Source organism: Mycolicibacterium hippocampi (assembly GCF_010723735.1).
GTDB classification, from domain to species: Bacteria; Actinomycetota; Actinomycetes; order Mycobacteriales; family Mycobacteriaceae; genus Mycobacterium; species Mycobacterium hippocampi.
In genome coordinates this window covers 748,091-772,022 of record NZ_BLLB01000002.1, presented here as the reverse complement: position 1 = coordinate 772,022, position 23,932 = coordinate 748,091, and the positions used below count along the sequence as shown (strand labels likewise).

The window sequence follows — 23,932 nt, the reverse complement described above, 5'->3', positions numbered from 1 at the left end:
CCCGGTGGCCAACCTGGGACCGGTTGGGGATGACGGCGGCGCTGTGCACCGTTCCGGTGACTGATCGGCGGTTGACGCGGGGTTGTGCACATGTCGGTGCACAGGCAGATCCTGTGGCGGGTGTGACGACCGGGACGGAAGTTTTTCGAGGATTTGTCGTCCTGAGGGCAGCAGGCAGCCACGGTCGTACCGGTAATGGCAGGGAGTGCTCAGCGCTTGGCGCGCTGCCGGATCCGGGTGGTGAGTTCTTTGACGTGATCGAAGACCTCACGGCGCTCGGCCATCTCGGCGCGAATCTTCTTCTCCGCGTACATCACGGTGGTGTGGTCGCGGCCGAACGCCTGCCCGATCTTGGGCAGGGACAGGTCGGTGAGTTCACGGCACAGATACATCGCGATCTGGCGCGACTGTGCCAACGCACGGGTCTTGCCCGGGCCGCGTAGTTCTTCGATGCTGGTCTCGAAGTACTCGGCGGTGGCCGCCATGATCGCCGCGGTACTGATCTGCATCGTGGAGGCATCCGAGATCAGATCACGCAGCACGATCTCGGCCAGGGACTTGTCGATCGCTGTTTTGTTCAGTGAGGCGAACGCGGTGACCCGGATCAGCGCGCCCTCGAGTTCGCGGATGTTGCGCTCGATCCGGCTGGCGATCAGCTCGAGCACGTCGTCGGGAACGTCCAACCGGTCCATCTGAGCTTTCTTGCGCAGGATGGCGATTCGGGTTTCGAGCTCCGGTGGCTGCACATCGGTGATCAGTCCCCACTCGAAGCGCGTCCGCAACCGGTCCTCGAGGGTGGCGAGCTGCTTGGGTGGCCGATCGGAGGAGATGACGATCTGCTTGTTCGCGTTGTGCAGGGTGTTGAAGGTGTGGAAGAACTCTTCCTGGATGCCGTCTTTGCCTTCGATGAACTGGATGTCGTCGACCAACAGCACGTCGATGTCGCGATAGGTGCGCTTGAACGAGGCTCTGCGGTCGTCGCGCAGCGAGTTGATGAAGTCGTTGGTGAACTCTTCGGTGGAGACGTACTTGACGCGCATGCCGGGGAACAGCCGCTGCGCGTAGTTCCCGGCGGCGTGCAGCAGGTGGGTCTTGCCGAGCCCGGATTCGCCCCAGATGAACAGCGGGTTGTAGGCACGGGCCGGGGCTTCGGCGATGGCCAGGGATGCCGCGTGCGCGAACCGGTTGGAGGCGCCGATCACGAAGGTCTCGAAGGTATAGCGCCGGTTGAGGGTGACCGCGGTGTCGTCGGCCGGTGAGGTGGCGGCGCGTTTGGAGAAGTACGACGGCCAGCTCTCCTCGGCGCTGGCGCGGGCGGCCAGGTCTTCGTCTTCGTCGTCGTCGGCATCATCGACGTCTACGGGCTCGCGGAGTACGGGATGGCTGTCGTCGGTGTCGTCAGGTCCGGGGTCGGCGATCCGGACACCCAGATCAACCCGCTGTCCGAGCTGTCGGCTCAGGGCGGTGACGATCGGCTCGCGGAGGTGGCGTTCGATTTCGTTCTGGACGAATGCGGTGGGTACCGACAGAAGTGCGAAGCCCTCGGTGATGACCAGCGGCCGGACCAACTTGAGCCAGGCCCGCTGCTGTGGCGTGAGAATCCCGTTGGCCGCGCCGGCGACACCGTTGAGCTCGGCGACGACGTTGTTCCAGATTGCGACGAAGGGTGGATCGGGGTCAGTTGTCAACGACCCGCACCCCCTAGCGGCCGGCCCAGGGACGGCCAAAAGGACGGAAACGAACTGTCCACAAAGTTATCCCCAGGTTGTGGAGAAAGGACGTTCATCGCCGTCTGGTTGTCTACCGGCGCGACTGCCGCTGGCCGGAGCTCGTCATTGGGCAGGTGCGTACCTGCGTTTCCAGTGGGCTCGCGACGGAGTGGACAGCCTCGCTTCGTTGTCTTGCGCCGTTCCGGCGTGGAATCGGCATTGCCAGAAGCTAACAGTTTTCTCTCCGAGTGCCAACAGTTCTGCAACATTGCGGCGACGCGAATTCTGTGCCGATTCGGTACTGGCTCAATAGTTCCTGATGAGCGTGACTGCTGTGGTTGGTGTGGTGCCGTCGACCACGTCGTGAGCCGATTTCCGCAGGTTTGACCCAGCGAATCCTCGTCAGTACCCTCGAACAGTCGCCCGCACGTGGCGATACGGCTGCGATCCGGTGGTGCCGGAGGCCGCGCCGGTTAGCAACGATAGACGGACGAACTTACCAACGGCCGACTGCGACACGCCTGTCATGAGGGTTCATGGGGCGGGACCGCGGGGGCCAGACGCAACAAGGAGTGACAGCCGTGGCCAAGGGCAAGCGGACCTTTCAGCCCAACAATCGTCGTCGGGCGAGGGTGCATGGCTTCCGGCTGCGGATGCGTACGCGCGCCGGCCGGGCCATCGTCTCGGACCGGCGCCGCAAGGGCCGTCGCTCACTGACTGCGTGATCCGGCGCAAGGTCTGACGCGGTGCTTCCGGCGCAGTACCGGATGACGCGGTCGGCCGAGTTCGGCGTCACGGTGAGTCGTGGCATCAAAGCCGCACAGCCGGACCTGGTTCTGTACACCCGCGCCGACAAGGCCGGTGACCCCGGACCGAGAATCGGGCTGGTCGTGTCGAAAGCTGTGGGCAATGCGGTACAGAGGCATCGGGTGTCGCGTCGGCTTCGGCACGCTGCGCGCACGATACTTCCCGAGCTCGATCCCGAGGACAGAGTGGTGATCCGCGCGTTGCCGAGCAGTCGGAACGCGATCTCGCCGCGCCTGGAGCAGGAGCTACGCACCGCGCTGCAGAAGATCAGGATGCGCCCCGGAGAATCGAAGTGACGTCGCGATCGGCCGGTGCACGGGCAGTGGTGTTCGTGATCCAGCTCTATCGCCACACCGTCTCGCCGTTGCGGATGCCGACCTGCCGGTTCACCCCGACCTGTAGCCAGTACGCCGTCGAGGCGCTCACCGAGTTCGGACTGATCCGCGGCGGATGGCTGGCAGCCGTCCGCCTCCTGAAATGTGGACCATGGCATAACGGAGGATGGGATCCGATACCCGATCGAAAGACCGACCGCGCGGAGCACCGTGGCCAAGCCGCCGAGGGTGCCTGTGACGTAGCCGAGCACCGGACGAGCACGGTGCACCAAGGAGAGAGTCAGACGCGTGTTTAATTGGTTGAGCCTCGACATCATCTACTACCCGGTGTCGGCGATCATGTGGGTTTGGTACAAGGCGTTCGCCTTCCTCCTGGGGCCGTCGAACTTCTTCGCCTGGGCGCTGTCGGTGGTGTTCCTGGTGTTCACGCTCCGCGCGATCCTCTACAAGCCGTTCGTCCGGCAGATCCGCACCACCCGGCAGATGCAGGAACTGCAGCCCCAGATCAAGGCATTGCAGAAGAAGTACGGCAAGGACCGGCAGCGCATGGCGCTGGAGATGCAGAAGCTGCAGAAGGAGCACGGGTTCAACCCGGTTCTCGGATGCCTGCCGATGCTGGCTCAGATCCCGGTGTTCCTCGGGCTCTATCACGTGCTGATGTCGTTCAACCGGACGCAGACCGGCATCGGCCGACTGGGGCTCTCGGTTGAAGAGAACGCTCAGCTGGGCAACTACGTGTTCAGCGCGGAGGACGTCCGCAACTTCCTCGACGCGAACCTGTTCGGTGCGCCGCTGAGCGCGACGATGATCCAGCAGCACGGCTTGGACGCCTACACCGAGTTCCACCGGCCCGCTGTGGTCGCTGTGGGTGTGCCGATCATGATCGCGGCGGGCATCGCTACGTACTTCAACAGCCGAGCGTCGGTGGCGAGGCAGAGTCCGGAAGCCGCCGCCAACCCGCAGACGGCGATGATGAACAAGCTGGCGCTGTACGTCTTCCCGCTCGGCGTCGTGGTGGGCGGCCCGTTCCTGCCACTCGCGGTGATCATGTACTGGCTCTCCAACAACATCTGGACGTTCGGCCAGCAGCACTATGTGTTCGGCAAGATCGAGAAAGAAGAAGAGCAGAAGAAGCTCGAGGCCCTCGAACGCCGAGCGGCCAACGCACCGGCACCCGGAGCCAAGCCCAGCCGCAAGAAGAAGGCCGCCGCCGCAGCCACGGATCCGGATGCGGACCCGGTAGCGCCCGCCACGGAGGCCGCCACGGCGCCCGATGGAATCGAGACGAACGGCTCCACCGATGGGGGCACGACCCAACCGGACTCGCCGTCAGGCGCTGGGAAGTCGAAACCGGCCGCGAGCAACGGGGCCGTCAACCGCACCCCGAAACCCGGCGCTCGGCCCAAGAAGCGCAAACGTTGACGCGCGGGCGACCGCGAAAGAAGAAGAGGTGATTGCATGACGAATTCGGAGACTGCTGCCCCGGCCGAGACCGCCGAACGCAGTGAGGACATCGACCCGATCGAGCCCGACACCGACGATGCGGCCGAGGGTGGCGAGGATCTCGAGGACAAATTGGTCGTCGAAGGCGAGATCGCCGGCGACTATCTGGAAGAGCTCTTGGATCTGCTGGACTTCGACGGGGACATCGACCTCGACGTGGAAGGCGACCGTGCCGTCGTCAGCATCGACGGGGGCGGAGATCTGACGAAGTTGGTCGGGCGCAAGGGCGAAGTGCTCGACGCGCTTCAGGAGCTGACCCGGCTGGCGGTGCACCAGAAGACGGGCGAGCGTAGCCGACTGATGTTGGACATCGCCCAGTGGCGTAAACGACGTCGTGAGGAACTGGCCGCCGTGGGGGACAAGGTGGCGCGTCGAGTCCTGGAGACAGGGGAGCGCGAAGAGTTGTCGCCGATGACTCCGTTCGAGCGGAAGATCGTGCACGATGCGGTGGCCGCAGTGCAGGGCGTGCACAGCGAGAGCGAGGGCGTGGAGCCGTCGCGTCGCGTTGTGGTCCTCGCTGACTGACCCGGAGTTACATCCATGTAGTTCGTTCAGAGTCGTGGTGGTTCCGCCGCGGATGTTCGGAGGATGTTTCACGTGAAACACGCGGAAGTGCCCCCGCCCCCTGACGCCGTCGCAGCGCTGTTCGGCGACGCCGCGGACCGCGCCCACCGGTACGCGCAGATCCTGGCTGGCGCCGGTGTCGAGCGCGGCCTGCTGGGTCCCCGCGAAGTCGACCGGGTATGGGATCGGCACGTACTCAACAGCGCAGTGGTTGCCGAGTTGCTGGGGCGCGGCGAGCGGATCGCCGACATCGGTAGTGGTGCGGGCCTGCCCGGGATACCGTTGGCGTTGGCCCGCCCGGACATTTCCCTCACACTCGTCGAACCGCTGCTGCGCCGGAGCGATTTTCTCCGCGAGGTGATCGACGATCTTGGCCTCGAGTGTGCGGTGGTGCGCGGCCGAGCGGAGGACCGTGCAGTCCGGAGTCAGGTCGGGGAGGTGGACGCGGTGGTGTCGCGAGCAGTCGCCTCGCTGGACAAGTTGGCCAAGTGGAGTACGCCCCTGCTGCGGCCGGGCGGCCGCATGCTGGCCATCAAGGGAGAGCGTGCGGGGGAAGAGATCCAAGAGCATCGCCGGGCAATGACGGGACTGGGCGTGACCGAGGTAAGGGTAGAGAAATGTGGCGCTCAATTCGTGGATCCACCCGTGACGGTGGTCGTAGGGTTGCAGGGAACACCGCGGGGCGAACGGCCGCCGGGAAGGAAACGCAGATGATGTCAGTTCCCGAGCGCCGGGAACCTGAGGACGGCCCAGCGGATGTTTCACGTGAAACGTGGAACGCCCCGGACGCGGATACGCCGATCGGCGCGGAAGCAGAACGCGCGGTCCGATTGATGCAGGCGGCCACCCAGGGCCAGCCGCCGCGGCCGGCGCGTCAGCGCATCCTGACCATCGCCAACCAGAAGGGCGGCGTCGGCAAGACCACCACCGCGGTGAACATCGCGGCGGCGCTGGCGCTGCAGGGATTGCGCACCCTCGTAATCGACCTCGATCCGCAGGGGAATGCGAGCACCGCGCTGGGCATCGAGCATCGGCCGGGCACCCCGTCGTCGTACGAAGTCCTGATCGGCGACATCCCGGTGGAGACCGCGCTACAGCGGAGCCCGCACAGCGAGCGGCTGTTCTGCATCCCCGCCACCATCGACCTTGCCGGTGCCGAGATCGAGTTGGTCAGCATGGTCGCCAGGGAAGGCCGGTTACGGACCGCGCTGGCTGAGCTGAAGCACCACGACTTCGACTACGTCTTCATCGACTGCCCGCCGTCGCTCGGCCTGCTGACCATCAACGCATTGGTCGCCGCGCCCGAAGTCCTCATCCCGATCCAGTGCGAGTACTACGCCCTCGAGGGCGTGGGCCAGCTGCTGCGCAACATCGAGATGGTCAAATCGCATCTCAACCCCGAGCTGGATGTCACGACCGTGGTGCTGACGATGTACGACGGACGAACGAAACTGGCCGACCAGGTGGCCATGGACGTCCGGGCACATTTCGGCGACAAGGTGTTGCGCACTGTCATTCCCCGCAGCGTGAAGGTGTCCGAAGCCCCGGGTTACGGGATGACGATCATCGACTTCGACCCTGGTTCCCGAGGGGCGATGAGCTACCTGGATGCGAGCCGGGAGCTGGCGCACCGCGGGCTGGAGGGACAAGCCCGATGAGCGCATGCCCGGCGCGGATCTGCACGACGAGAAGAGGGAACCGATGAACAACGCGGCACGCAAGCGCAGCGGATTGGGCCGCGGACTCGCGTCCCTGATCCCGACGGGCCCGGCGGACGGCGAGGGCGGCGATTCGGCCGACATGGGTCCGCGGATGGGCGCCGCGGCCGCGGACGCCGTCTTCGGCGGACCTTCGACGGAGGCAACGCCGCCGCCGGCGGACGAGAACTCGGTGGGTGCGGTGTACCGGGAGATCGACCCGTCGAAGATCGATCCGAACCCGCGCCAGCCGCGCCAGTCGTTCGACGAGGAGGCGCTGGCCGAACTGGTGCACTCCATCCGTGAGTTCGGCCTGATGCAGCCGATCGTGGTGCGCGCCGCGCCGGCTGCCGAGGGTGACGATTCACCGCGCTACCAACTGGTGATGGGGGAGCGGCGGTGGCGGGCGGCTCAGCAGGCCGGCGTGACCACGATCCCTGCGATCGTCCGTGAGACCGCCGACGACAGCATGCTGCGCGATGCGTTGCTGGAGAACATCCACCGGGTGCAGCTGAACCCGCTCGAAGAGGCGGCCGCCTATCAGCAGCTGCTGGAAGAGTTCGGCGTCACCCACGATGAACTCGCCGCCCGCATCGGGCGGTCGCGACCGTTGATCACGAACATGATCCGTCTGCTGCGACTGCCGATCGCGGTGCAGCGTCGGGTGGCGGCCGGTGTGCTGTCGGCCGGTCATGCGCGCGCGCTGCTGTCGCTCGAGGGAGGGGCCGAAGTCCAGGAAGAGCTCGCCGCGCGCATCGTGGCGGAGGGCCTGTCGGTCCGCGCGACCGAGGAGGCGGTGACGCTGGCCAACCGCGACGGCGGAGCGACGCCCTCGGCGCCCCGCCGCAAGCCCATTCAGATGCCCGGTCTGCAGGATGTCGCCGAACAACTGTCGACCGCCTTCGACACCAAGGTGACGGTCAGCTTGGGCAAGCGTAAGGGCAAGATCGTCGTGGAGTTCGGGTCGGTGGACGATCTACAGCGGATTGTGGAGCTCATGAACACGTCCGCGCAATGAACGGTCATACCGGCGAATTACGTCACTGTGACACAGGCGGCTCTACAGCCGGTCCGAAACGTCGTTGTATTCGGAAATATCCTGTCCCGCAATCGAATTCGGTCGCCGCCCTGGCGCGAACCCCTTTCGGTGGCCAGGCGGCGACGTTGCCGGCCGAGCCTTCTATCCTGGAAGGGCAGCCGGGCCTTCCAGCGCGGCGCGGACCCAGGGGAGTGTAGTGGCCGCACGTATCACGCCTCTTCGGCTCGAAGCGTTCGAGCAGCTGCCGAAGCATGCCCGGCGTTGTGTGTACTGGGAGGTCGACCCGCCGACCGCGGGAACCGACGACCATCTCTCGGATCCGGAATTCGAGAAGGAAGCGTGGCTGTCGATGGTCATGCTGGAGTGGGGGTCGTGCGGTCAGTTGGCTGTCGACTGCCGGGACGGCGCGGACTTCGTGGACTCGGCGCCGGAGACCACCGACGACCCATGCCTCGGGTACGTGTTCTACGCGCCGCCGCGCAGTGTGCCGCGGGCGGGCCGATTCCCGACCGGCCCGGTCAGCGCCGACGCCGTGCTGCTGACCACACTCGGTGTCGAGCCCGGACCGGGAAGCCAGGACATGGCCGGGACATTGATCGCCGCGGTGGTCGCCGATCTGGTCCGCCGCGGGGTGCGCGCCCTGGAGGCGTTCGGCCGGACCCCCGAGGTCACCGATCTCTCCGATCCGGCCAAGGTGCCGACCGATGCCGCGCCGGTACTCGAAGCATTGGGCGACTGTTCGGTCGAGCAGTGCGTGCTCGATGCGCAGCTGTTGCTCGGCGTCGGCTTCGAGGTGGTGTCGCAACACACCTATTTCCCGCGGCTGCGGTTGGAACTCGAGCAGGGCCTCGGATGGAAGGCCGATGTGGAGGCGGCTCTGGAACGACTGCTGCAGAGTGCCCAGCTGCAGCAGCCGGTCGGAGCGGGATCGAACCCCTGCAGTTAGCTTTGGCGGGCCTGGTCGACGGACAGCTCGTGGGCGAGCAGCTCGGCGAATGTGAAAGTACCTGTGGGGCGGTCGTTCTTGCCGAGCAGGTACAGCCGTTTGACGGCCGCGAGGATGCCTTCGGCGATCGAGTCACGCGAGTCCGGGGTCACCAGGGTGTGGCGATCGCCGGGGTTGGTCAGGTAGCCGACGTCGACCTGGACAGTCGGCATCCGGGTCAGCCGGAGCAGATCCCACGTCCTGCCGTGCACCCGGCAATCACGTAAACCGGTCCGCGCCACCACTTCTCGTTGAATGAAGTCCGCAAGGTTGCGTCCGATGGTGGACACCGAGCCATGAGAGTTGCCGAAGTGGAACGAGGCGACGCCGTTGGCGGACGGGCTGGTCTGGGTTGCGCAGCGCAGGCTGATCATCAGGTCGGCGCCCACCGAGTTGGCGGTCGCGGCGCGTTCCGCGTCCGAGGGTGCCCGAATGGCGGCACGGGACAGGAAAGTCTCCATGCCGATGGCAGTCATCCGGCCTTCGAGTCGACTGGCCAAGTCCCACAGCAGCTCTGCCTCGCTGATCGGGCCGGCTGGCCCGTTCATGATCAGACCGTGGTCGTCGCCGCCGCGGCCCGGATCGATGATGATCCGCTTCCCGGAGAGCAGCGGGCCGGAGCTGCGGACCAGCTCCTCCTCACGGATTGCGTGCGGCGATCCACCGGTGACCCGGGAACCGAGAAAGTACAAGGAGCGCAACGTTTCCGGACCGCAGATCCCGTCTGGATAAAGCCCGTACTCCCGTTGGTAGGAGGTCAGCGCGTTGTGGGTCTGCAACCCGAAGTAGCCGTCTACCAGGTTGGTGTAGAACCCCAGATCTTGAAGCCGCGCTTGCAATGTGGCCACGTCATCGCCGTACATCGGCGCGCCGAACTGGTGGTTGAGGGTGCGCGCACCGAGCCGGTAGGAGGCCTCTTTGAGGGCGCGGTAGGTTGCTTCGCCGACGATTCCGTCCACCAGCAGACCGCGGTGCTGTTGGAAAGCGCGGACAGCGTGGTCGAGTTCACCGTCGAACATGTCCACCGCGACGTGCTTGCCGGTGGTCAGTTCTTCATCCGGATCGTCGATCATGCCCAGCGCGGCCAGAGCCGCCCGGATTTCGGTGACCGCACCCCCGCGGTCACCGCGACGCAGACTCGACATAGCCAGCATTGTCTCAGACCGAAGGCGGAATCCGGAAAACCCCAGGAGGTGTGGAGGCGTTGAAATGCGAAGTCAGAGCACGTCAGACAATATCTGAGAGCTCACGCAACAGCGCAGCCTTGCCTTTCGCGCCGACGATCCGCTTGACCGGTTCACCATCTTTGAACAGGATCATCGTCGGGATCGACACCACCTGGAAGTCGCGGGCGGTCGCCGGATTCTCGTCGACATCGAGCTTGGCGACGGTCAGTGCGCCCGCCTTCTCGGCGGCGATCTCCTCGAGTACCGGGGCGACCATCTTGCAGGGGCCGCACCAGGTTGCCCAGAAGTCGACCAGCACCGGTGTGCTGCTCGACAGCACGTCCTGGGAGAACGAGTCGTCGGTCACCGCAACTGTTGACGATCCAGACGTTTCAGACGAACCCGCAGCGCTCATCGTTGTGCTCCAATCAGATTGTCATCCGTTGAGATGGAAGAGGTTTCGGCGAGCCAGCGCTCAGCGTCGATGGACGCCGCACAACCGCTGCCCGCCGCCGTGATCGCCTGCCGGTAGGTGTGGTCGACCAGATCGCCTGCGGCGAACACGCCCTCGATCGAGGTGGAGGTGGTGCGGCCCTGGACCTGCACGTAACCCGCAGCGTCGAGTTCCACCTGGCCGCGCACCAGTTCGGAACGGGGATCGTGGCCGATCGCGACGAAGACACCCGTCACCGCCATCTCGGACTCCTCGCCGGTGACGGCGTTGCGCAGCCGGAGCCCGGTGACCTTGGGGCCGCCCTCGATGGCAACCACGTCGGTGTTGGTCAGGAACCGGATCTTCTCGTTCGCCTGCGCCCGTTCGAGCATGATCCGCGACGCGCGGAACTCGTCGCGCCGGTGGATCAGCGTCACGCTGCGCGCGAACCGCGTCAGGAAGGTGGCTTCCTCCATCGCCGAGTCGCCACCGCCGACCACGGCGATGTCCTGGTCCCGGAAAAAGAAGCCGTCGCAGGTGGCGCAGGTGCTCACGCCCATGCCGAGCAGGGTGTCCTCGCCGGGCACACCCAGGTGGCGGGCCGCTGCTCCCATGGCCAGGATGACCGCGCGTGCCTGGTAGGTCTCGTCGCCGACGGTGACGGTCTTGACCGGTCCGGCCAGTTCGACGGAGTCGACGTCCTCCATGCGCAGGTCGGCGCCAAAGCGCAGCGCCTGCTCACGCATCTGGTCCATCAACTCCGGCCCGGTGATGCCGTCCCGGAATCCGGGGTAGTTCTCGACCTCGGTCGTGGTCATCAGCGCACCCCCGAACTGGGTGCCCTCGAACACCAGCGGCTTGAGCTGGGCACGGGCTGCGTACACGGCCGCCGTGTAGCCGGCGGGGCCGGAACCGATGACGATGACGTCATGGACGGTGGATGAGGTCATGGGAGCCTTTCTGCCTGCGGCAAGCATTCATACGACCGCGTTGTTAGAACACCAGGGTAAGCCGCGCTGTTCCCCGCCGACGAGCTCACCGCCGCGCCAGCACCGTCTCGGCGACCAGGCCGGTGTGCACGGCACTGCATGTCGGCGCCACCACCACGGCGTTGATCTGCTCCGGGGTGCTGCCGGGAAGCAGCAGCAACAGCCCGGGACGGCCGGCCACCTCGACGCGACGTCCACCGAGCAGCGCGGGGGCGGGGGAGTGGCCCAGGCCGGTCAGGCAGGACGAGAGTCGCTGCGGGTCGGTCAACGGCCCCAGGTCCTGCGGCTGTGACAGCGCGGCGCGCAGCTGCCCGGCAGGCACCGGAAAGCCGCCCGGTGCCGCCACGGTGAGCTGGGCTGCGGTGGGACCGGCGGGGATCGCCGATCCGGGATCCTGTGCCAGCAGGACAACGCCCAGGACGACAGCGGCAGCTGCTGCGCACAGCCCGGTGACCAGGCCGGTCCGCTGCAGGCCGGTGAGGCGGGGCCGGGTCCTGCCGGCGGCGGGATCTGGAGGCGGGGCGGTGCGCAGCGCGGCGCCCACCCTGGCGGTGACGTGCGTGGGCGCCGGAGGCGCGGAGTCTTCGTCGGCACCCAGGTGGGCCAGCTCGCGGCGCACGGCGTCGAGTCCGGCGACCACGCGGGCCGCCTCCGGATCGTTGCGGGCCTGCCTGCGGACGCGTGCGGCAGTGGCGTCGTCGAGCAGCCCTGCCTGCAGATCGGCGAGCAATTCGGGTGTCAGCTGGAGCGGATCGTGGACCGGACCGGAGTCAGGCTGCGGACCCCCGCCGCTGTCCATCGCTGCCCCCGCCGGTCGTCACCCTTGAGATCGTTCGAGGTTATCGGACCGGCTCACTCGACGGCGGCGGCTCCGGCGGCGAAGAACTCCAGCGACTGCGCGAGCCTGCTGCGGGCGCGCGAGCATCGGCTTTTCACCGTGCCTTCGGCGACTCCGAGCAGGCGGGCAGCCTCGGCGACCGAGTACCCCTGCATGTCGACGGCGACGACAGCCGCGCGCTGGGCGACGGGAAGGCGCATCAGGGCACGCTCGACCACGATCGCGGTATCCACCCGACCGGTGGGATCCGCGGCGTGGCACAACTGGTCGTCCAACTCGTCACAGGCATGGGTTCTATTGCGGCGCAACCGGTCCAGACAGGCATTGACGACGATTCGGTACAGCCAGCTGCTCACCGCCGAGTCGTTTCGGAACGTGCGTGCGGTGCGGTGTGCGGACAGCAGCGCATCCTGGAGGGCGTCGGCGGCGTCGTCGGGGTCACGGCTGGTCAGCACCGCCAGCCGGTAGAGCTGGCGGTGGTGGCGATAGAATAGCTCCTCGAATGCGTAGCGGTCACCGGCGACGTGCGCGGCGAGCAGTTCGGCATCGGTGCGCCGGCGTTCACCCTGCCCTCGAGTCCCCCCGAAAATCCCCACAGGCGAACACTAAGCGGCGCCGCGGGGGGTGTCGGACACCAGTTTCGGGCGGGCAGTCGGACGTGGGAGAACGTGCGGGAACGTCTGGGGATGACGCCTCAGGACGCGGCTTCGAGGGTGATCTCGGCGATGTCGGAGCGGCTTTCGCCGCCGACGGAGCCCAGCGTGGAGATCCAGACCAGGACGTTCGACGTCGGTGACGCGTCGTCGATCTCGATGGTGTTGGAACCGGGCCGCATCGTGGTGGGTTCGGTGAGGGCGGTGGTATCGGCCAACGTCGACGGCGTGGCGGTCGACGACGACCGGATCTGCACCTCGGTACCGGTGCTGTTGAGATTGATCCTGACCGACCCGAGGGTGACGGGTTCTGGCAGCTGCAACATCAACCCGACGCCGTTCTTGAAGTTGGGGAACGGCACCGCGTCGGAGTAGGTGTCGGTGGGCCAGACGGTCGTGGGGTCGCCGTCGATGGCCAGGTCGGCCAGCTCCGGTGCGTCGGCCTCGCCTTCAGGTGAGAAGACCGTTGCGCGAACGGGATCGATGACCGAGCCGCTACCGCTTGTGCCGGTGTCGGCTTCCTCGGAGGAGGAAGGTGCGTTGAGGCCGAGTTCGTCGCCGCCGAGACCGCCGCCGACGTCGCCGAAGATCCGGCCGAGCACCGACGCGAGCAGTACCACCGCGACGACGACGACCACCGCCGCGACCGTCAGCCCGACGATGAGTCCCTTGCGCCGGCGCGCTTCGGCCTCGGGATCTGCGGCAGCACCCAGCCAGCGGCCGTTGCCGGTGTCGGGAGCGACCTCCTCGACGGGTGCGATGTGGTCGGTGCGGTCGGCGATGGCAGTCGCCTGCTGCAGCAGGTTCAGCAGGGTGGGCGCGCTGCGGATGCCGCCGCCTTCCTGGATGGCGTGCGACGCGGCGGCCGAGATCTGGAACGGGATGTCGCGGTCGACGGATCGGGGTTCGACGGGCTGACCCGCGGCGTCCAGGTCGGCGGGGGACAGGCCGCTGGGTTCCCCGGATTCGGGTAGCGGCCACCGATCGACGAGCAGTGCGTACAACGCCGCGCCGATCCCGCGGATGTCGTCGTCGGGCGTGGCGTCGGGCAATGTCGCGGGGAACGCGAGCGCCACGTCCCCTTCGATGCTGACGCGGATCCGGCTGGGGTGGTCCACCGACAGCGCCACCCCGCTTCGGTGGGCGGCTTCGGCGGCCGCCGCCAGCGACTGGATGGCGCGGGCCCCGCCGATCGGTGAGGGGGTGGTGTCGGCGACCTCGGCCAGGGAACCGCCCCGGATCCATTCCGAGACCACCAGTCCGCCGGAACCTCTGGTCACGACATCGAGTACGCGGGCGACGCCGGGCATGTCGATGCGGCTGAGTCGCTGGGTCCGGTCCAGGATCTCCCTGACCTGCCGTTCGGGCAGTTCGGAGTCCGGGGCCACGAACGTCAGGGCCACCTGCCGGTCCAGCGCGGTGTCGAGGGCCTGCCAGAACTGCAGGTGGGGTGGTCCGCCGTGGAAGACCAGGAGCCGGTAGCGGCCCTTGGCGATCAGCGCTCCCGGGATCAGGTGCGCGTCCTCGGCGGCGACGGCCGTCTCGAGAGCCGGTTCGCGGGGCGGATCGAAGGCGAGCGGTTCGCGGGAGGGGTCGCCCCCGTATTCGGACGGCGGCCGAGCCGCCGAGTCGGACTTGAGTGGCCGAGCCGCCGAGTCGGACTTGAGCGGCCGAGCCGCCGAGTCGGGTCGCGGCGTCTGGATGGTGGCTCGTTCGGACGGTGCGGGGGTCTCGGGGACGTCGGGGTGGAAGTCGTCAGCCGACGGCCGAGCCGGCGAATCGGATCCGGCCGGCTGAGCCGGCGAATCGGGCCCCGACGGGCGTTCGAAGCGGGTGGTGGCCGCGGATTCGGAGTCCGGAGAAGAACCGCCAGTGGATTTGTCGCTCACGGCAGTTCCTTTCCCCCTCCCATCGTCGGCAACCTCGGCCGATGTTCCCCGCCGCGCCGGCGTGGAAGGCTGCGGCCGGTGTGACGGGGACGAATCCCTGTGATCAGGGTACGTGAGGCCAAGGGTGGGACGTGGCCGGTCGGAGGGGTTCGGTGGCGTCGCGGCTACCGGGTGTCGGCGCTGCAGGCGCCGCTGAACCGCGGCGACGGCGGCCTTGGCCTCGGGCACGCCGGCGGCCAGCAGCACGGCGACGATGATCGGCACCATCACCAGGCCGAGAGCCGCCAATCGGAGCAGCGAGCCGGCACCACCCCAGTTGCTGGTCAGCTCCTCGAGTCCGACGAGTTGGTCGATGACGTGGGCGGTCAGGCCCGCGGCCAGCGACGCCGCGATGGTCACCAGGATGGTGCGGACCACGTCCAGGCCGATAAGCCGTCCGCCGGGCGGGTCGAGCCGGGCGCGCAGCAGCAGATAGCCGACGACCGCGCCGGCCAGGAAGCCCAGTCCGTTGGCCATGCCCAGATAGCCCGCGACGAGCTCAGGGTCTTCGGCGACATAGGGGGCGGCCAGCGATGCGGCGATCTTGACCGTGGTGATGACCACGATCAGCACGATCGGCGTCCAAGGTTCCTGGCGCGCGTAGAACACCCGCAGCTGCAGCAGCACCAGGGCATACGGGATGAGGGTGAACGCCGAGAGGGTGATCGCCATCCCGAGGTAGCCGGCGTCGACCTCGCCGAAGTTGCCGTAGGCGAACAACGCGGTGCCGATCGCCGGGCCACCGACCGTCATGATCGCCACGATCGGGATCAGCGTCACCATCGTCAGCCGGGTGGCCAGCGACAGGTCGGCCAGCACGGCGGGGCCGTCGGCGGCGGCGGCGTTGCGGGACAGCCGCGGCATCACAACGGTCAGGACGGTGACGCCGATGACGCCGAACGGCAACATCAGCACCAGCCACGTGTAGTTGTAGATGGCGGGCCCGGACGCGGCTGCGGCACTGGCGATCTGGTTGCCGACGATCATTCCGACCTGGCTGATGAGCACATAGAGCACCATCGCCAGCGCCATCATCCCGAACTTCTTCAGCCGTGCGTCGATCCCCCACAGCGGGCGCATGCTCACCCGCTCCCGGCGCAGCGCGACGAACAGCACCGCTGCCTGGGCGACCACGCCGAGGGTGGTGCCGACGCCAAGCACCAGCAGCTTGGCGTTGCCCATCTCGACGGGGTCGATCGAGAGTTCGCCCGGGACCAGCACATAGAGCCCGAGGGTGATGATCGCCACGACGTTGTTCACCACCGGCGCCCACGCAGGCGGCCCGAAGATGTTGCGGGTGTTCAGGATTGCCATGAACACCGACGACAGCCCGTAGAAGATGATCTGCGGCAGCAACAGGAAAGCGAAGGCGGTGGTCAGCGGACGGTTCACCAGCGGCTCGGAACCCAGCATCAGGTTGACCAGCAGCGGTGCCGCCAGCGTGGAGACTACGGTGACCGCCAGCAGCAGCGCGGTGGCCAGCGTGAGCAGCCTTCGGACGAAATCCCGCCCGCCGTCGGGGTCGTCACGTTCCGCGCGGGCCAGCACCGGCACGAAGATCGCCGTGAACGTCGCCTCGAGCACCAGCGCGGCGATCATGTTGGGCAACTGATTGGCGACGGTGAACGCGCTGGACAGCGCGGCGCCGAGGATTGCGGCGAGCAGCACGATCCGGGCGAACCCGGTCAGCCGGCTCACCAGCGTGGCCACCGCCATCCCCCATGACCGGGACACCACCGCCGAGTCGGAGAGTTCGGCGCGCGGGGTGGGTTGTCGAGGTACCGGCAGGGGTGGCACGGCGGACGCCGGGCCGCCCCGCCGGCCGCGGTCAGTCATGTCCACCGCGGGTCACCGGATCAGTCCGCTGCGTCGGGGGCTTGTCGGTGACGGCCTCCTCGTCGCCGTAGGACAGTGCCACCTCGATCGGGTCGGGACGGTCCAGATCGGCTCGGTCGGGCTGGCCGCGGAACCGGTGCCACAGCCGTCGGCCCGCCAGGAGTATCAGCACCGCGCCCGCCGACAGCGTGATGAAGAACAGCACCTGGCCGTACGCGTTGGAGTGCACCGACAACCGCACCGGCTCACCCAGTGGCAGACCGTCCGCGGTGCGCAGCGTGACGTCGACGGCAACCCGCTGGGTGAAGTGCACCTCGATCGGCACCTTGAGCGGCAGGAAGCCGGGCGGCAGCACGATCTCTCCCATGTCGGTGACGGTCATGCCGGGGGGAGCGTCGATGTCGAGCTGGACCCGGATCGGCACCGGCAGGTCGTTGCGCAGCGCCAGCGGCAGTGGACTGCGTTCGGTCGCCAGCGTGTACGAGCCGCCCGGGTTGACGATGGACACGGCGTTGAACAGGTTCTCCACCGTGCGCCCCACCGTCGTGAGGCGCTGTTGAGCGAGCCCGTTGCGGGCGTCGGGCGGCACCGAAAGGCTCAGTGCGCGAAGCAGATCCTCACGTAGTGGGGCGGTGTACCGACCGCCGGTCAGCCCGGTGCGCTCGTCGGTGGTCAGTGCGGCGGTCAGACCCCAGAGCCGCGCGGTCACCGTTGCGATGCCCGACACCACGCCGTCGTCGAACCGTCCCCGCGGGTTGCCCAGTGGTCCCTCCGGCAGCGGCTCGGGGCGGGCCGCTGCGCGGGCCTCGCTGATCATCGCCGGGACGGGCCGGGGTACGGCCAGCCCGGCCCGGATGCCGGTGGCCACCGTGGTCAGCATCGCCTGCGCATCCTGTGGTGTCAGGTTCCACATCAGCGGCGGCATCACGATCTCGGTGCGGGGCTCGATGTCGGGGTTCAGGCTGCGCCACAGCAGCGACCCGAGCGCGTCCTGGCGCCGCGCGACCTCCGAGTCCTGTTTGAGGGCCAGATCGAGGGACGGTTCCAGGTAGGACGGCGACTCCGGGGCGGTGCCCGCGCCGGCCAACGCGGCTCCCACCGCCGGGTCGAACGGCGCTGCGACGACGTTGGGGGTGTAGCGCACCGGCGTGGTGTCGGCGGACTCGGGTGCGGCGTCGGCGGAGTCGCCCGGTGCGGCGAGGTCGGCTGCGCCGATGGCCACGGTCGGCCCCTGGTCGGACAGCAGCTGGGCGGCGGGGCTGGTCAAGGGCCCGTCGCCGACGAGGCTGACGCCGCGGACGGAGGTGATGCCGAGGATCTGGTCGACGATGTCGCCGGCGTTGGTGGCGATCGCCGACAGGCCCGGGTCGGCGACGCGGCGCAGCGCGTCGAGGTCTGCCTGCGCATAGGTGGTCGGTACCACGCACATCCGCTGGGCCAGCGCCTTGAGCCTGTTGAGCCAGTCGACGGCGGCCTGCTGGCCGGCGCCGGGGTGGGTCGGGGTGCCGGGGCCTGCGTCGGCGGAATCGTTGACGACGTAGCCGTTGGTCATGGCGTTGACGGTGACGAGCAGGTCGGGGTCGATGGCCAGACACAGGGCGCGGGTGAGTTCACCGCCGGCGTCGACCTCGGGGCCGGTCGCGAAGTCGACGGCGGAGAGCATCGTGTCCAGGCGCCCACCGGGGGCGAGCGACGTCGCGAGGACGTCGTCGATCAGCCGGACCGGGGTGGTGCCGCCGGGGGCGCCTGCGGCCAGTCGGGGGCGGTCGGCCAGTGGCCAGAACATCGTCAGCCCGACGGGTCGGGTGGTGTCCGGAGGCACGGCGGAGTCGAGCGCCTCGCTGGCGGTGGATTCCGCACCGTCGAGCGGCGGCACGCCGAGCACGGGCATCAGGAAGCGCGAGTCGTCCAGCCTGGCCGGCGCCCCGTAGTCGGGGGTGCCGTTGACGTTGATCATCACCGGGTAGACGCCGGGTTCCTCGATGTCCAGCGACGGCTGGTCGGAGGAGCGCAGCGGGTAGGCGAGTCGGAACGGAACCGCTTGTCCACGAGCCATTTCCGGTGCCACGGTGATGAAGTCCGCGACCGGTTGGTACTGGTCGACGTTGCCGGCGAGGTCAGTGCGCAGTTCGCTCGAGGTCGCAGTGGCCGCGGCACGCTCGAGCCGCACCACGACATCGCGGACCGGGCGATCGCCGACGTTGCGGACTTCGCCGGTGACCGTAACCAGTGGCTCGCTGGTGGTGGTGACGAGGTCAGGGGTGACGCTGTCGATCTGCACCTGCAGGAACTGGGTGGATCCCGGCTGGGCGCCGGCGACGTAGGGAGCGGCGCCGGGCGCGACGGCCAGCAGCAGCGCGACGACAACGACGAGTAGCCGTACGTGCGGGCCGGTCACGGCCCGGGTCCGCAGCCGTTCGTCCGCCGGCCGGGCTGTGGTTGAGCGGTAGGGTCGGTTCGGTGTCTGCGCGTGTGTGAGTGGGTCTGACCACGCCGCCGCGGGGCGGTCCGGGGCAGCGGTGGCAGGGCTTCGGGCCCGTCGCTGTGCAGCTTGTCGATCAGGTCGTCGGCGACCTCGGCGAGGCGCCGTTCGTCGGCGTATGCCAGCCTGGACGGCAGCTCCTTGAGCGGCACCCAGGCCACCTCGCTGACCTCGATGTCCTCGTCGGAGAGCTCACCGCCGAGAAACCGCATCAGGTAATGGTGCACGGTCTTGTGCACGCGCCTGCCCTCGGTGACGAACCAATAGTCGATGGAGCCCAGCGCTGCGAGCACGCTGCCCTGGATCCCCGTCTCCTCGGCGACCTCGCGGATCGCGGTCTGTTCGGCGGTCTCGCCCATCTCGATGTGACCCTTGGGCAGCGACCACAACATCCGTCCGCGCCGGTCGAGACGGCCGATCAGTGCCGCGACCTGGCTGTCTTTCGGGCCGTCGATACCGTCGATGACCAGGCCCCCGGCCGACGTCTCGTGCACGGTGCGGAGCCGTTCCGGGGGGCGCCGGGGACGCGATCTCTGGGGTTTGGGGGTCGCAGCGGATTGGTCACCCGAGCCGTGCGGCGGAAGATGTTTACGGTGAGTACCGGACTGGTCACCGGCGGCCTCGGGAGGGCCTGCCGCGCGTCGGCCGCGGCGCCGGCCGCGGCGCCGTCGGGGTTTGGGCTGCTCGCCGTCCGACACCCAAGCGATAGTAGCTGGCATGAACAGCAGCACTCGCCGCACTCGCCGGTCGGTGACACGGCTGTGACCAGTAGGGTCTTCGGACGTGCCTGACCCCACCTCCGAGCAAGACGCAGCCGAACTGCTGGCCGCTGCGCAGGTGTCGCTGAACCGGCACAGCGAGGTGCTGCGCTCGCTCGGCCAGTTGTTCGCCGACAACGGCTACCAGCTGTATCTGGTCGGTGGCAGTGTGCGCGACGCGCTGCTCGGTCGGCTGGGCACCGATCTCGACCTGACCACCGACGCACGCCCCGAGCAGATGCAGCGGTTCCTTCGCGGTTGGGCGGACGCGCTGTGGGATACCGGCATCGAGTTCGGCACGATCGGTGTCGGCAAGGGCTCCCCGGGACATCAGGAACGGCTGGAACTGACCACCTTCCGCGCCGACTCGTATGACCAGGTCTCTCGCAATCCCGAGGTCCGCTTCGGGGACAGCCTCGACGAGGACCTGGTGCGCCGGGACTTCACCGTCAACGCGATGGCGGTGCGGATCACCCCGGCCGGGCCCGCGGAGTTCCTCGACCCGCTCGGCGGCCTGGCGGCTCTTCGGGCCGGGGTGCTGGACACTCCGGCCGCGCCGGAGGTGTCTTTCGGCGACGATCCGCTACGGATGCTGCGCGCGGCCAGGTTCGTCTCCCAGCTCGGCTTCACGGTCGCGCCCCGGGTGCGCCGTGCGCTCGAGGAGCTGGCGCCGGCGCTGGGCCGGATCACCGCGGAACGCGTCGCCGCCGAACTGGACAAGCTGCTGCTGGGCGCCGATCCGGTCGCGGGGATCGATCTGATGGTGCAGACCGGTCTCGGTGAGGTGGTGCTGCCCGAGGTGGGGGCGATGCGGATGGCGATCGACGAACACCACCAGCACAAGGACGTCTACCAGCATTCGCTGACGGTGCTGCGCCAGGCGATCGACCTGGAGGGCGGCGACGGGCCGGACCTGGTGTTGCGCTGGGCGGCGCTGCTGCACGACATCGGCAAGCCCGCGACGCGCAGGCACGAGCCCGACGGCGGGGTGAGCTTCCATCACCACGAGGTGGTCGGGGCGAAGATGACCCGCAAGCGGATGCGGGCGCTGAAGTACTCCAAGCAGATGGTCGACGACGTGTCACAGCTGGTCTACCTACACCTGCGGTTCCACGGCTACGGCGACGGCAGGTGGACCGACTCGGCGGTGCGTCGCTACGTCACCGACGCCGGCCCGCTGTTGACTCGGCTGCACAAGCTTGTCCGTGCCGACTGCACCACCCGCAACAAGCGCCGGGCGGCGCGGTTGCAGGCCAACTACGACGACCTCGAGCACCGCATCGACGAGATCGCCGCCAAGGAGGATCTCGCGCGCGTCCGTCCGGACCTCGACGGAAACGAGATCATGCGGATCCTCGGCATCCCGGCCGGTCCGCAGGTCGGGCGCGCGTGGAGCCACCTCAAGGAGCTCAGGCTCGACCGCGGGCCGCTCAGCCATGATGAGGCCGTCGAGGAACTGCTCAAGTGGTGGAACGAGAACGGCACACCGCGCGTCTGAACAGGTATGGAGTACTGCCTGGGGGAACCCGACGGGTCGGCCACCATCTGGACGGTCGACGGTGGTCCGCAGGTCGCGGGCGTCGACGTCGACGGTGACGGACTCACCGACGACACGCTGTTGGACCTCGACGGGAACGGGATGGCCGACCACGTGCTGCTCGACGGCGACGACGACGGGCTGCCGGAGGGTTTCTTCAGCGACGACGGGACGGGCACCTGGGCGGTCAGCGCGGATCGCGGTGGCGGGTTGCGCTGGTTCGGGCTCGACGGCACCGAACATCCGGGTGCGGGTCCGGCGGTGCCGGTTGATCTCGACGGTGACGGGACGGCTGCGGAGCATCTTGTCGACAGGGACGGCAACGGTCTGGCGGACCGGGCCCTGGGGGCCGGGACGGCGTGGGTGGACACCGACGGCGACGGGCGCTGGGATGTCCGGCTGGTTGACAGCGACGGCGACGGCCGAGCCGACAGCGCCGCGACCCTCTAGCGCGAGCGCGCGTGTTTGTGCGTCGCCGCGCCGCATCGGACGTACAAAACGTCGCGCTCGCGGTCGGGGTCAGCCACGGCCGGGGCCGGGAGGCCCGGCGAACGCCTGCGCGATGGTGAGCCAGTGCTCGGCGTCGGGGCCGACCGCGACGACGTCCAGTGCCGCTCGCGCCCGGCGCTGCGTGACGAGCATGCAGAAGTGTTCGGCGGAGCCGCTGACCCGCTGGGCGGCGTCGTCCGGTCCCCACGTCCACACCGACCCGTCGGGTGCGTTCAGTTTCACGTGGAACGGTTCACCCGGCGGCGTCTGCCCGTGAACCACGAACGCGTAGTCGCGGGTTCGGACCCCGATGTGGGCGATGGAGCGCAGCCGGGCGGTCGGGGTGCGGGTCACGCCCAGTGCGTCGGCGACGTCCAGGCCGTGGGCCCACGTCTCCATCAACCGCGCGGTGGCCATCGACGCCGCGCTCATCGGCGGCCCGAACCAGGGCAGCTTGCGGCCGTCGGCCACCGTCAGCAGTTCGTCGTGCAGCGCGGCCCGGGTCGCCCGCCAGTCGTCGAGCAGTCGATCGGGAGTCAGCGCGGCGAGTTCCTCGGCGCCGGCGTCGACGAAACCGGTGGGATTGCCTGCTGCCTGCTCGAGCACCTCGGCGAAGCCGGGCTCGTCGGTGACCGCGGTCAACGCGACCCGGTCGGTCCACAGCAGGTGCGCGATCTGGTGGGCGATGGTCCACCCCGGCGCGGGGGTGGCGGTGGCCCACTGCGCCGACGGCAGCTCGCCGACCAATGCGTCCAGGTCATCGCTCTCGGCGCGCAGATCGTCGACCACGGGGGCTGCTCCGGCCATGCCAGCACCCTATCGGCGCGAGCGCTCATCGCCTCCCGACAGTTGCGTGCACGGTCAGCCCGACGAGGTAGATACCGGTGCCGGCGACCGCGAGTGCGGGGGCGTGACCGTCCGGCGGGATGACCGCAGCCGCTGCGGCGAGCGCGGTGATGAAGGCGATCCAGAACAGCGCGTCCTGAACCGTGAAGACGTGCCCGCGCATCGTGTCGTCGACGTCGACCTGCATCGCGGCGTCGGCGCACAGCTTGACCAGCTGGCCGGCGGCGCCCAGGAAGAACCCGCAGACGACCATCACGGGCAGCGCCAGGCTCGCGCCGAAGAGCTGGACCACAGCGGCGAACGACAACGCCGCGTTCGGGGCCGCATACCGGCCCCATCTCTTAACCGCCGCGGGCGTCACCACGGTGGCCAGGAATGACCCCGAGCCGGTGGCGGCGACGAAGAGCACCGCTGTGCCCAGGCCGGCGACCGCCGCGGTGTCGCTGTGGCGCACCATGACCAGCACCAGAAGCGTGTTGATGCCGAACACCATCCGGTGTGCCGACAGTCCTGCGAGCGTGGCTGCGACGGTGGGCACGGCGACCGCGGTCCGGGCGCCGTGGGCCCAGCCGGTGGCGACGGCATAGGCGACGGACCCGCGCACGGCGCCTGCGGTGTCGTCGGGCCCAAGCGACCGCGGCGGAAACCGCACCGCCAGCCACAGCGCCAGCGCCACCGGTGCCGTGACGATGAAAATGATTGTGGCAGCACCGGAGTCGTCGGCCCCGAACAGCCAGCGGGCCAGCAGCATGGCGTTGGCGCCGAAGAACGCTGCCGCGGCCCCGGTGGCCGTGGCCACCGAGTTCATCGCCACCACCTGTGCGCGGGGCACCACGTGCGGGAGTGCGGCGGACAGGCCGGAGGAGACGAACCGGGTGAAACCGTTGACGATCAACGCGCCCAACAGGATTGGTAGATCTCCCACGCCGGCGGCCAGCAACCCGGCAACACCCACCACCAGCACGAACCGTCCGCTGTTGGCGCCGATCAGAACCAGCCGCCTGTCCCAGCGGTCCAGTAGCGCACCGGCGAACGGGCCCAGCACCGAGTAGGGCAGGAAGAGCACCGCGAAGGCGGCGGCAATCGCCCACGGGTCGGCGGCGCGCTGAGGATTGAACAGGATCGCACCGGCCAGCCCGGCCTGGAACAGTCCGTCGCCGAACTGGCTGACCGCACGCAGTTCCAGCAGCCGCCAGAACTCGGGCATGGCCCGCAGGGTGCGCCACAGCGCGACGGGTGCACGGGCGTCGGCCACGGAATTCACGTCCTGGGGTGAGGAGCTGCGGGACCGACCTACAGTACAAATATCGGGGCAGGCGGCGCTTGTTCGCCACCATC

22 protein-coding genes are annotated in these 23,932 nt (G+C 68.5%); 11 read left to right on the top strand and 11 right to left on the bottom strand.

The features are described 5' to 3' along the window. Positions 1-209: 209 nt before the first annotated feature. Positions 210-1,688 (bottom strand): chromosomal replication initiator protein DnaA, encoded by a 1,479-nt coding sequence (dnaA, locus tag G6N53_RS04765; RefSeq protein ID WP_163887462.1) that lies wholly within the window; start codon positions 1,686-1,688, stop codon positions 210-212. Between the two features lie 602 nt (positions 1,689-2,290). Between dnaA and rpmH the strand changes: the two genes are divergently transcribed. From rpmH to G6N53_RS04720, 9 genes are all read left to right on the top strand, one after another. Next, positions 2,291-2,434, top strand: a complete 144-nt coding sequence (gene rpmH / locus G6N53_RS04760; protein ID WP_014818477.1) for a 50S ribosomal protein L34 — start codon at positions 2,291-2,293, stop codon at positions 2,432-2,434. Positions 2,435-2,455: 21 nt separating this feature from the next. Next, positions 2,456-2,812 carry a ribonuclease P protein component gene (rnpA, locus tag G6N53_RS04755; RefSeq protein WP_163887461.1) on the top strand — a complete coding sequence of 119 codons (357 nt, stop codon included), beginning with the start codon at positions 2,456-2,458 and terminating at the stop codon, positions 2,810-2,812. Beyond that, positions 2,809-3,147, top strand: coding sequence for a membrane protein insertion efficiency factor YidD (gene yidD / locus G6N53_RS04750; RefSeq protein ID WP_163887460.1), 339 nt, complete (start codon positions 2,809-2,811; stop codon positions 3,145-3,147). The genes rnpA and yidD overlap by 4 nt, the downstream gene beginning before the upstream one ends. Then, positions 3,140-4,273, top strand: a complete 1,134-nt coding sequence (gene yidC, locus G6N53_RS04745) for a membrane protein insertase YidC (protein ID WP_163887459.1) — start codon at positions 3,140-3,142, stop codon at positions 4,271-4,273. Before yidD ends, yidC begins: the two co-directional genes overlap by 8 nt. 36 nt (positions 4,274-4,309) lie before the next feature. Next, positions 4,310-4,879, top strand: a complete 570-nt coding sequence (locus G6N53_RS04740) for a Jag family protein (protein WP_163887458.1) — start codon at positions 4,310-4,312, stop codon at positions 4,877-4,879. A gap of 72 nt (positions 4,880-4,951) precedes the next feature. Further along, positions 4,952-5,632, top strand: coding sequence for a 16S rRNA (guanine(527)-N(7))-methyltransferase RsmG (rsmG, locus tag G6N53_RS04735; protein ID WP_163887457.1), 681 nt, complete (start codon positions 4,952-4,954; stop codon positions 5,630-5,632). Then, entirely contained in the window at positions 5,629-6,576 is a 948-nt protein-coding gene (locus G6N53_RS04730; RefSeq protein WP_163887456.1) for a ParA family protein, read from the top strand. The genes rsmG and G6N53_RS04730 overlap by 4 nt, the downstream gene beginning before the upstream one ends. 43 nt (positions 6,577-6,619) lie before the next feature. Next, on the top strand, positions 6,620-7,633 hold the full coding sequence (locus G6N53_RS04725) for a ParB/RepB/Spo0J family partition protein (RefSeq protein ID WP_163895473.1): 1,014 nt from the start codon (positions 6,620-6,622) through the stop codon (positions 7,631-7,633). Positions 7,634-7,850: 217 nt separating this feature from the next. After that, a complete protein-coding gene (locus G6N53_RS04720) occupies positions 7,851-8,600 on the top strand; it encodes an acetyltransferase (protein ID WP_163887455.1) in 750 nt (249 codons plus the stop codon). Here the strand turns inward: G6N53_RS04720 and G6N53_RS04715 are convergent. The 8 genes from G6N53_RS04715 to G6N53_RS04680 form a co-directional block, all read right to left on the bottom strand. Beyond that, complete coding sequence (locus G6N53_RS04715; RefSeq protein WP_163887454.1) at positions 8,597-9,784, bottom strand: N-acetylmuramoyl-L-alanine amidase; 1,188 nt, start codon at positions 9,782-9,784, stop codon at positions 8,597-8,599. The genes G6N53_RS04720 and G6N53_RS04715 overlap by 4 nt on opposite strands. Positions 9,785-9,866: 82 nt before the next feature. Then, positions 9,867-10,220 (bottom strand): thioredoxin, encoded by a 354-nt coding sequence (trxA, locus tag G6N53_RS04710; protein WP_163887453.1) that lies wholly within the window; start codon positions 10,218-10,220, stop codon positions 9,867-9,869. Next, positions 10,217-11,188, bottom strand: a complete 972-nt coding sequence (trxB, locus tag G6N53_RS04705; protein WP_163887452.1) for a thioredoxin-disulfide reductase — start codon at positions 11,186-11,188, stop codon at positions 10,217-10,219. Before trxB ends, trxA begins: the two co-directional genes overlap by 4 nt. 85 nt (positions 11,189-11,273) lie before the next feature. Continuing rightward, a complete protein-coding gene (locus tag G6N53_RS04700; RefSeq protein WP_163887451.1) occupies positions 11,274-12,026 on the bottom strand; it encodes an RsmA family anti-sigma factor in 753 nt (250 codons plus the stop codon). Positions 12,027-12,079: 53 nt separating this feature from the next. Further along, positions 12,080-12,661, bottom strand: a complete 582-nt coding sequence (gene sigM, locus G6N53_RS04695) for an RNA polymerase sigma factor SigM (RefSeq protein WP_163887450.1) — start codon at positions 12,659-12,661, stop codon at positions 12,080-12,082. A 98-nt stretch (positions 12,662-12,759) separates the two neighbouring features. Next, on the bottom strand, positions 12,760-16,482 hold the full coding sequence (gene murJ, locus G6N53_RS04690; RefSeq protein ID WP_163887449.1) for a murein biosynthesis integral membrane protein MurJ: 3,723 nt from the start codon (positions 16,480-16,482) through the stop codon (positions 12,760-12,762). Next, positions 16,475-18,880, bottom strand: coding sequence for a DUF6049 family protein (locus G6N53_RS04685; RefSeq protein ID WP_163887448.1), 2,406 nt, complete (start codon positions 18,878-18,880; stop codon positions 16,475-16,477). The genes murJ and G6N53_RS04685 overlap by 8 nt, the downstream gene beginning before the upstream one ends. Further along, positions 18,877-19,662, bottom strand: coding sequence for an NUDIX hydrolase (locus G6N53_RS04680; RefSeq protein WP_205390290.1), 786 nt, complete (start codon positions 19,660-19,662; stop codon positions 18,877-18,879). The genes G6N53_RS04685 and G6N53_RS04680 overlap by 4 nt, the downstream gene beginning before the upstream one ends. An 85-nt stretch (positions 19,663-19,747) precedes the next feature. Between G6N53_RS04680 and G6N53_RS04675 the strand changes: the two genes are divergently transcribed. Next, positions 19,748-21,220, top strand: a complete 1,473-nt coding sequence (locus tag G6N53_RS04675) for a CCA tRNA nucleotidyltransferase (protein WP_163887446.1) — start codon at positions 19,748-19,750, stop codon at positions 21,218-21,220. Between the two features lie 6 nt (positions 21,221-21,226). Next, positions 21,227-21,709, top strand: a complete 483-nt coding sequence (locus G6N53_RS04670) for a pullulanase (RefSeq protein WP_163887445.1) — start codon at positions 21,227-21,229, stop codon at positions 21,707-21,709. Between the two features lie 69 nt (positions 21,710-21,778). Here G6N53_RS04670 and G6N53_RS04665 read toward each other — a convergent pair whose 3' ends face one another. Both G6N53_RS04665 and G6N53_RS04660 read right to left on the bottom strand, forming a co-directional pair. Continuing rightward, complete coding sequence (locus G6N53_RS04665; RefSeq protein ID WP_163887444.1) at positions 21,779-22,555, bottom strand: TIGR03084 family metal-binding protein; 777 nt, start codon at positions 22,553-22,555, stop codon at positions 21,779-21,781. A gap of 25 nt (positions 22,556-22,580) precedes the next feature. Further along, positions 22,581-23,849, bottom strand: coding sequence for an MFS transporter (locus G6N53_RS04660; RefSeq protein ID WP_163887443.1), 1,269 nt, complete (start codon positions 23,847-23,849; stop codon positions 22,581-22,583). Positions 23,850-23,932 lie beyond the last annotated feature (83 nt).

Bases quoted from the DNA above. Each gene is read 5' to 3' on its own strand.
- G6N53_RS04670 (WP_163887445.1), top strand. From the start codon at position 21,227: ATGGAGTACTGCCTGGGGGAACCCGACGGGTCGGCCACCATCTGGACG.
- G6N53_RS04665 (WP_163887444.1), bottom strand. From the start codon at position 22,555: ATGGCCGGAGCAGCCCCCGTGGTCGACGATCTGCGCGCCGAGAGCGAT.
- G6N53_RS04725 (WP_163895473.1), top strand. From the start codon at position 6,620: ATGAACAACGCGGCACGCAAGCGCAGCGGATTGGGCCGCGGACTCGCG.
- G6N53_RS04700 (WP_163887451.1), bottom strand. From the start codon at position 12,026: ATGGACAGCGGCGGGGGTCCGCAGCCTGACTCCGGTCCGGTCCACGAT.
- G6N53_RS04715 (WP_163887454.1), bottom strand. From the start codon at position 9,784: ATGTCGAGTCTGCGTCGCGGTGACCGCGGGGGTGCGGTCACCGAAATC.
- G6N53_RS04740 (WP_163887458.1), top strand. From the start codon at position 4,310: ATGACGAATTCGGAGACTGCTGCCCCGGCCGAGACCGCCGAACGCAGT.
- G6N53_RS04730 (WP_163887456.1), top strand. From the start codon at position 5,629: ATGATGTCAGTTCCCGAGCGCCGGGAACCTGAGGACGGCCCAGCGGAT.
- trxA (WP_163887453.1), bottom strand. From the start codon at position 10,220: ATGAGCGCTGCGGGTTCGTCTGAAACGTCTGGATCGTCAACAGTTGCG.
- trxB (WP_163887452.1), bottom strand. From the start codon at position 11,188: ATGACCTCATCCACCGTCCATGACGTCATCGTCATCGGTTCCGGCCCC.
- murJ (WP_163887449.1), bottom strand. From the start codon at position 16,482: ATGACTGACCGCGGCCGGCGGGGCGGCCCGGCGTCCGCCGTGCCACCC.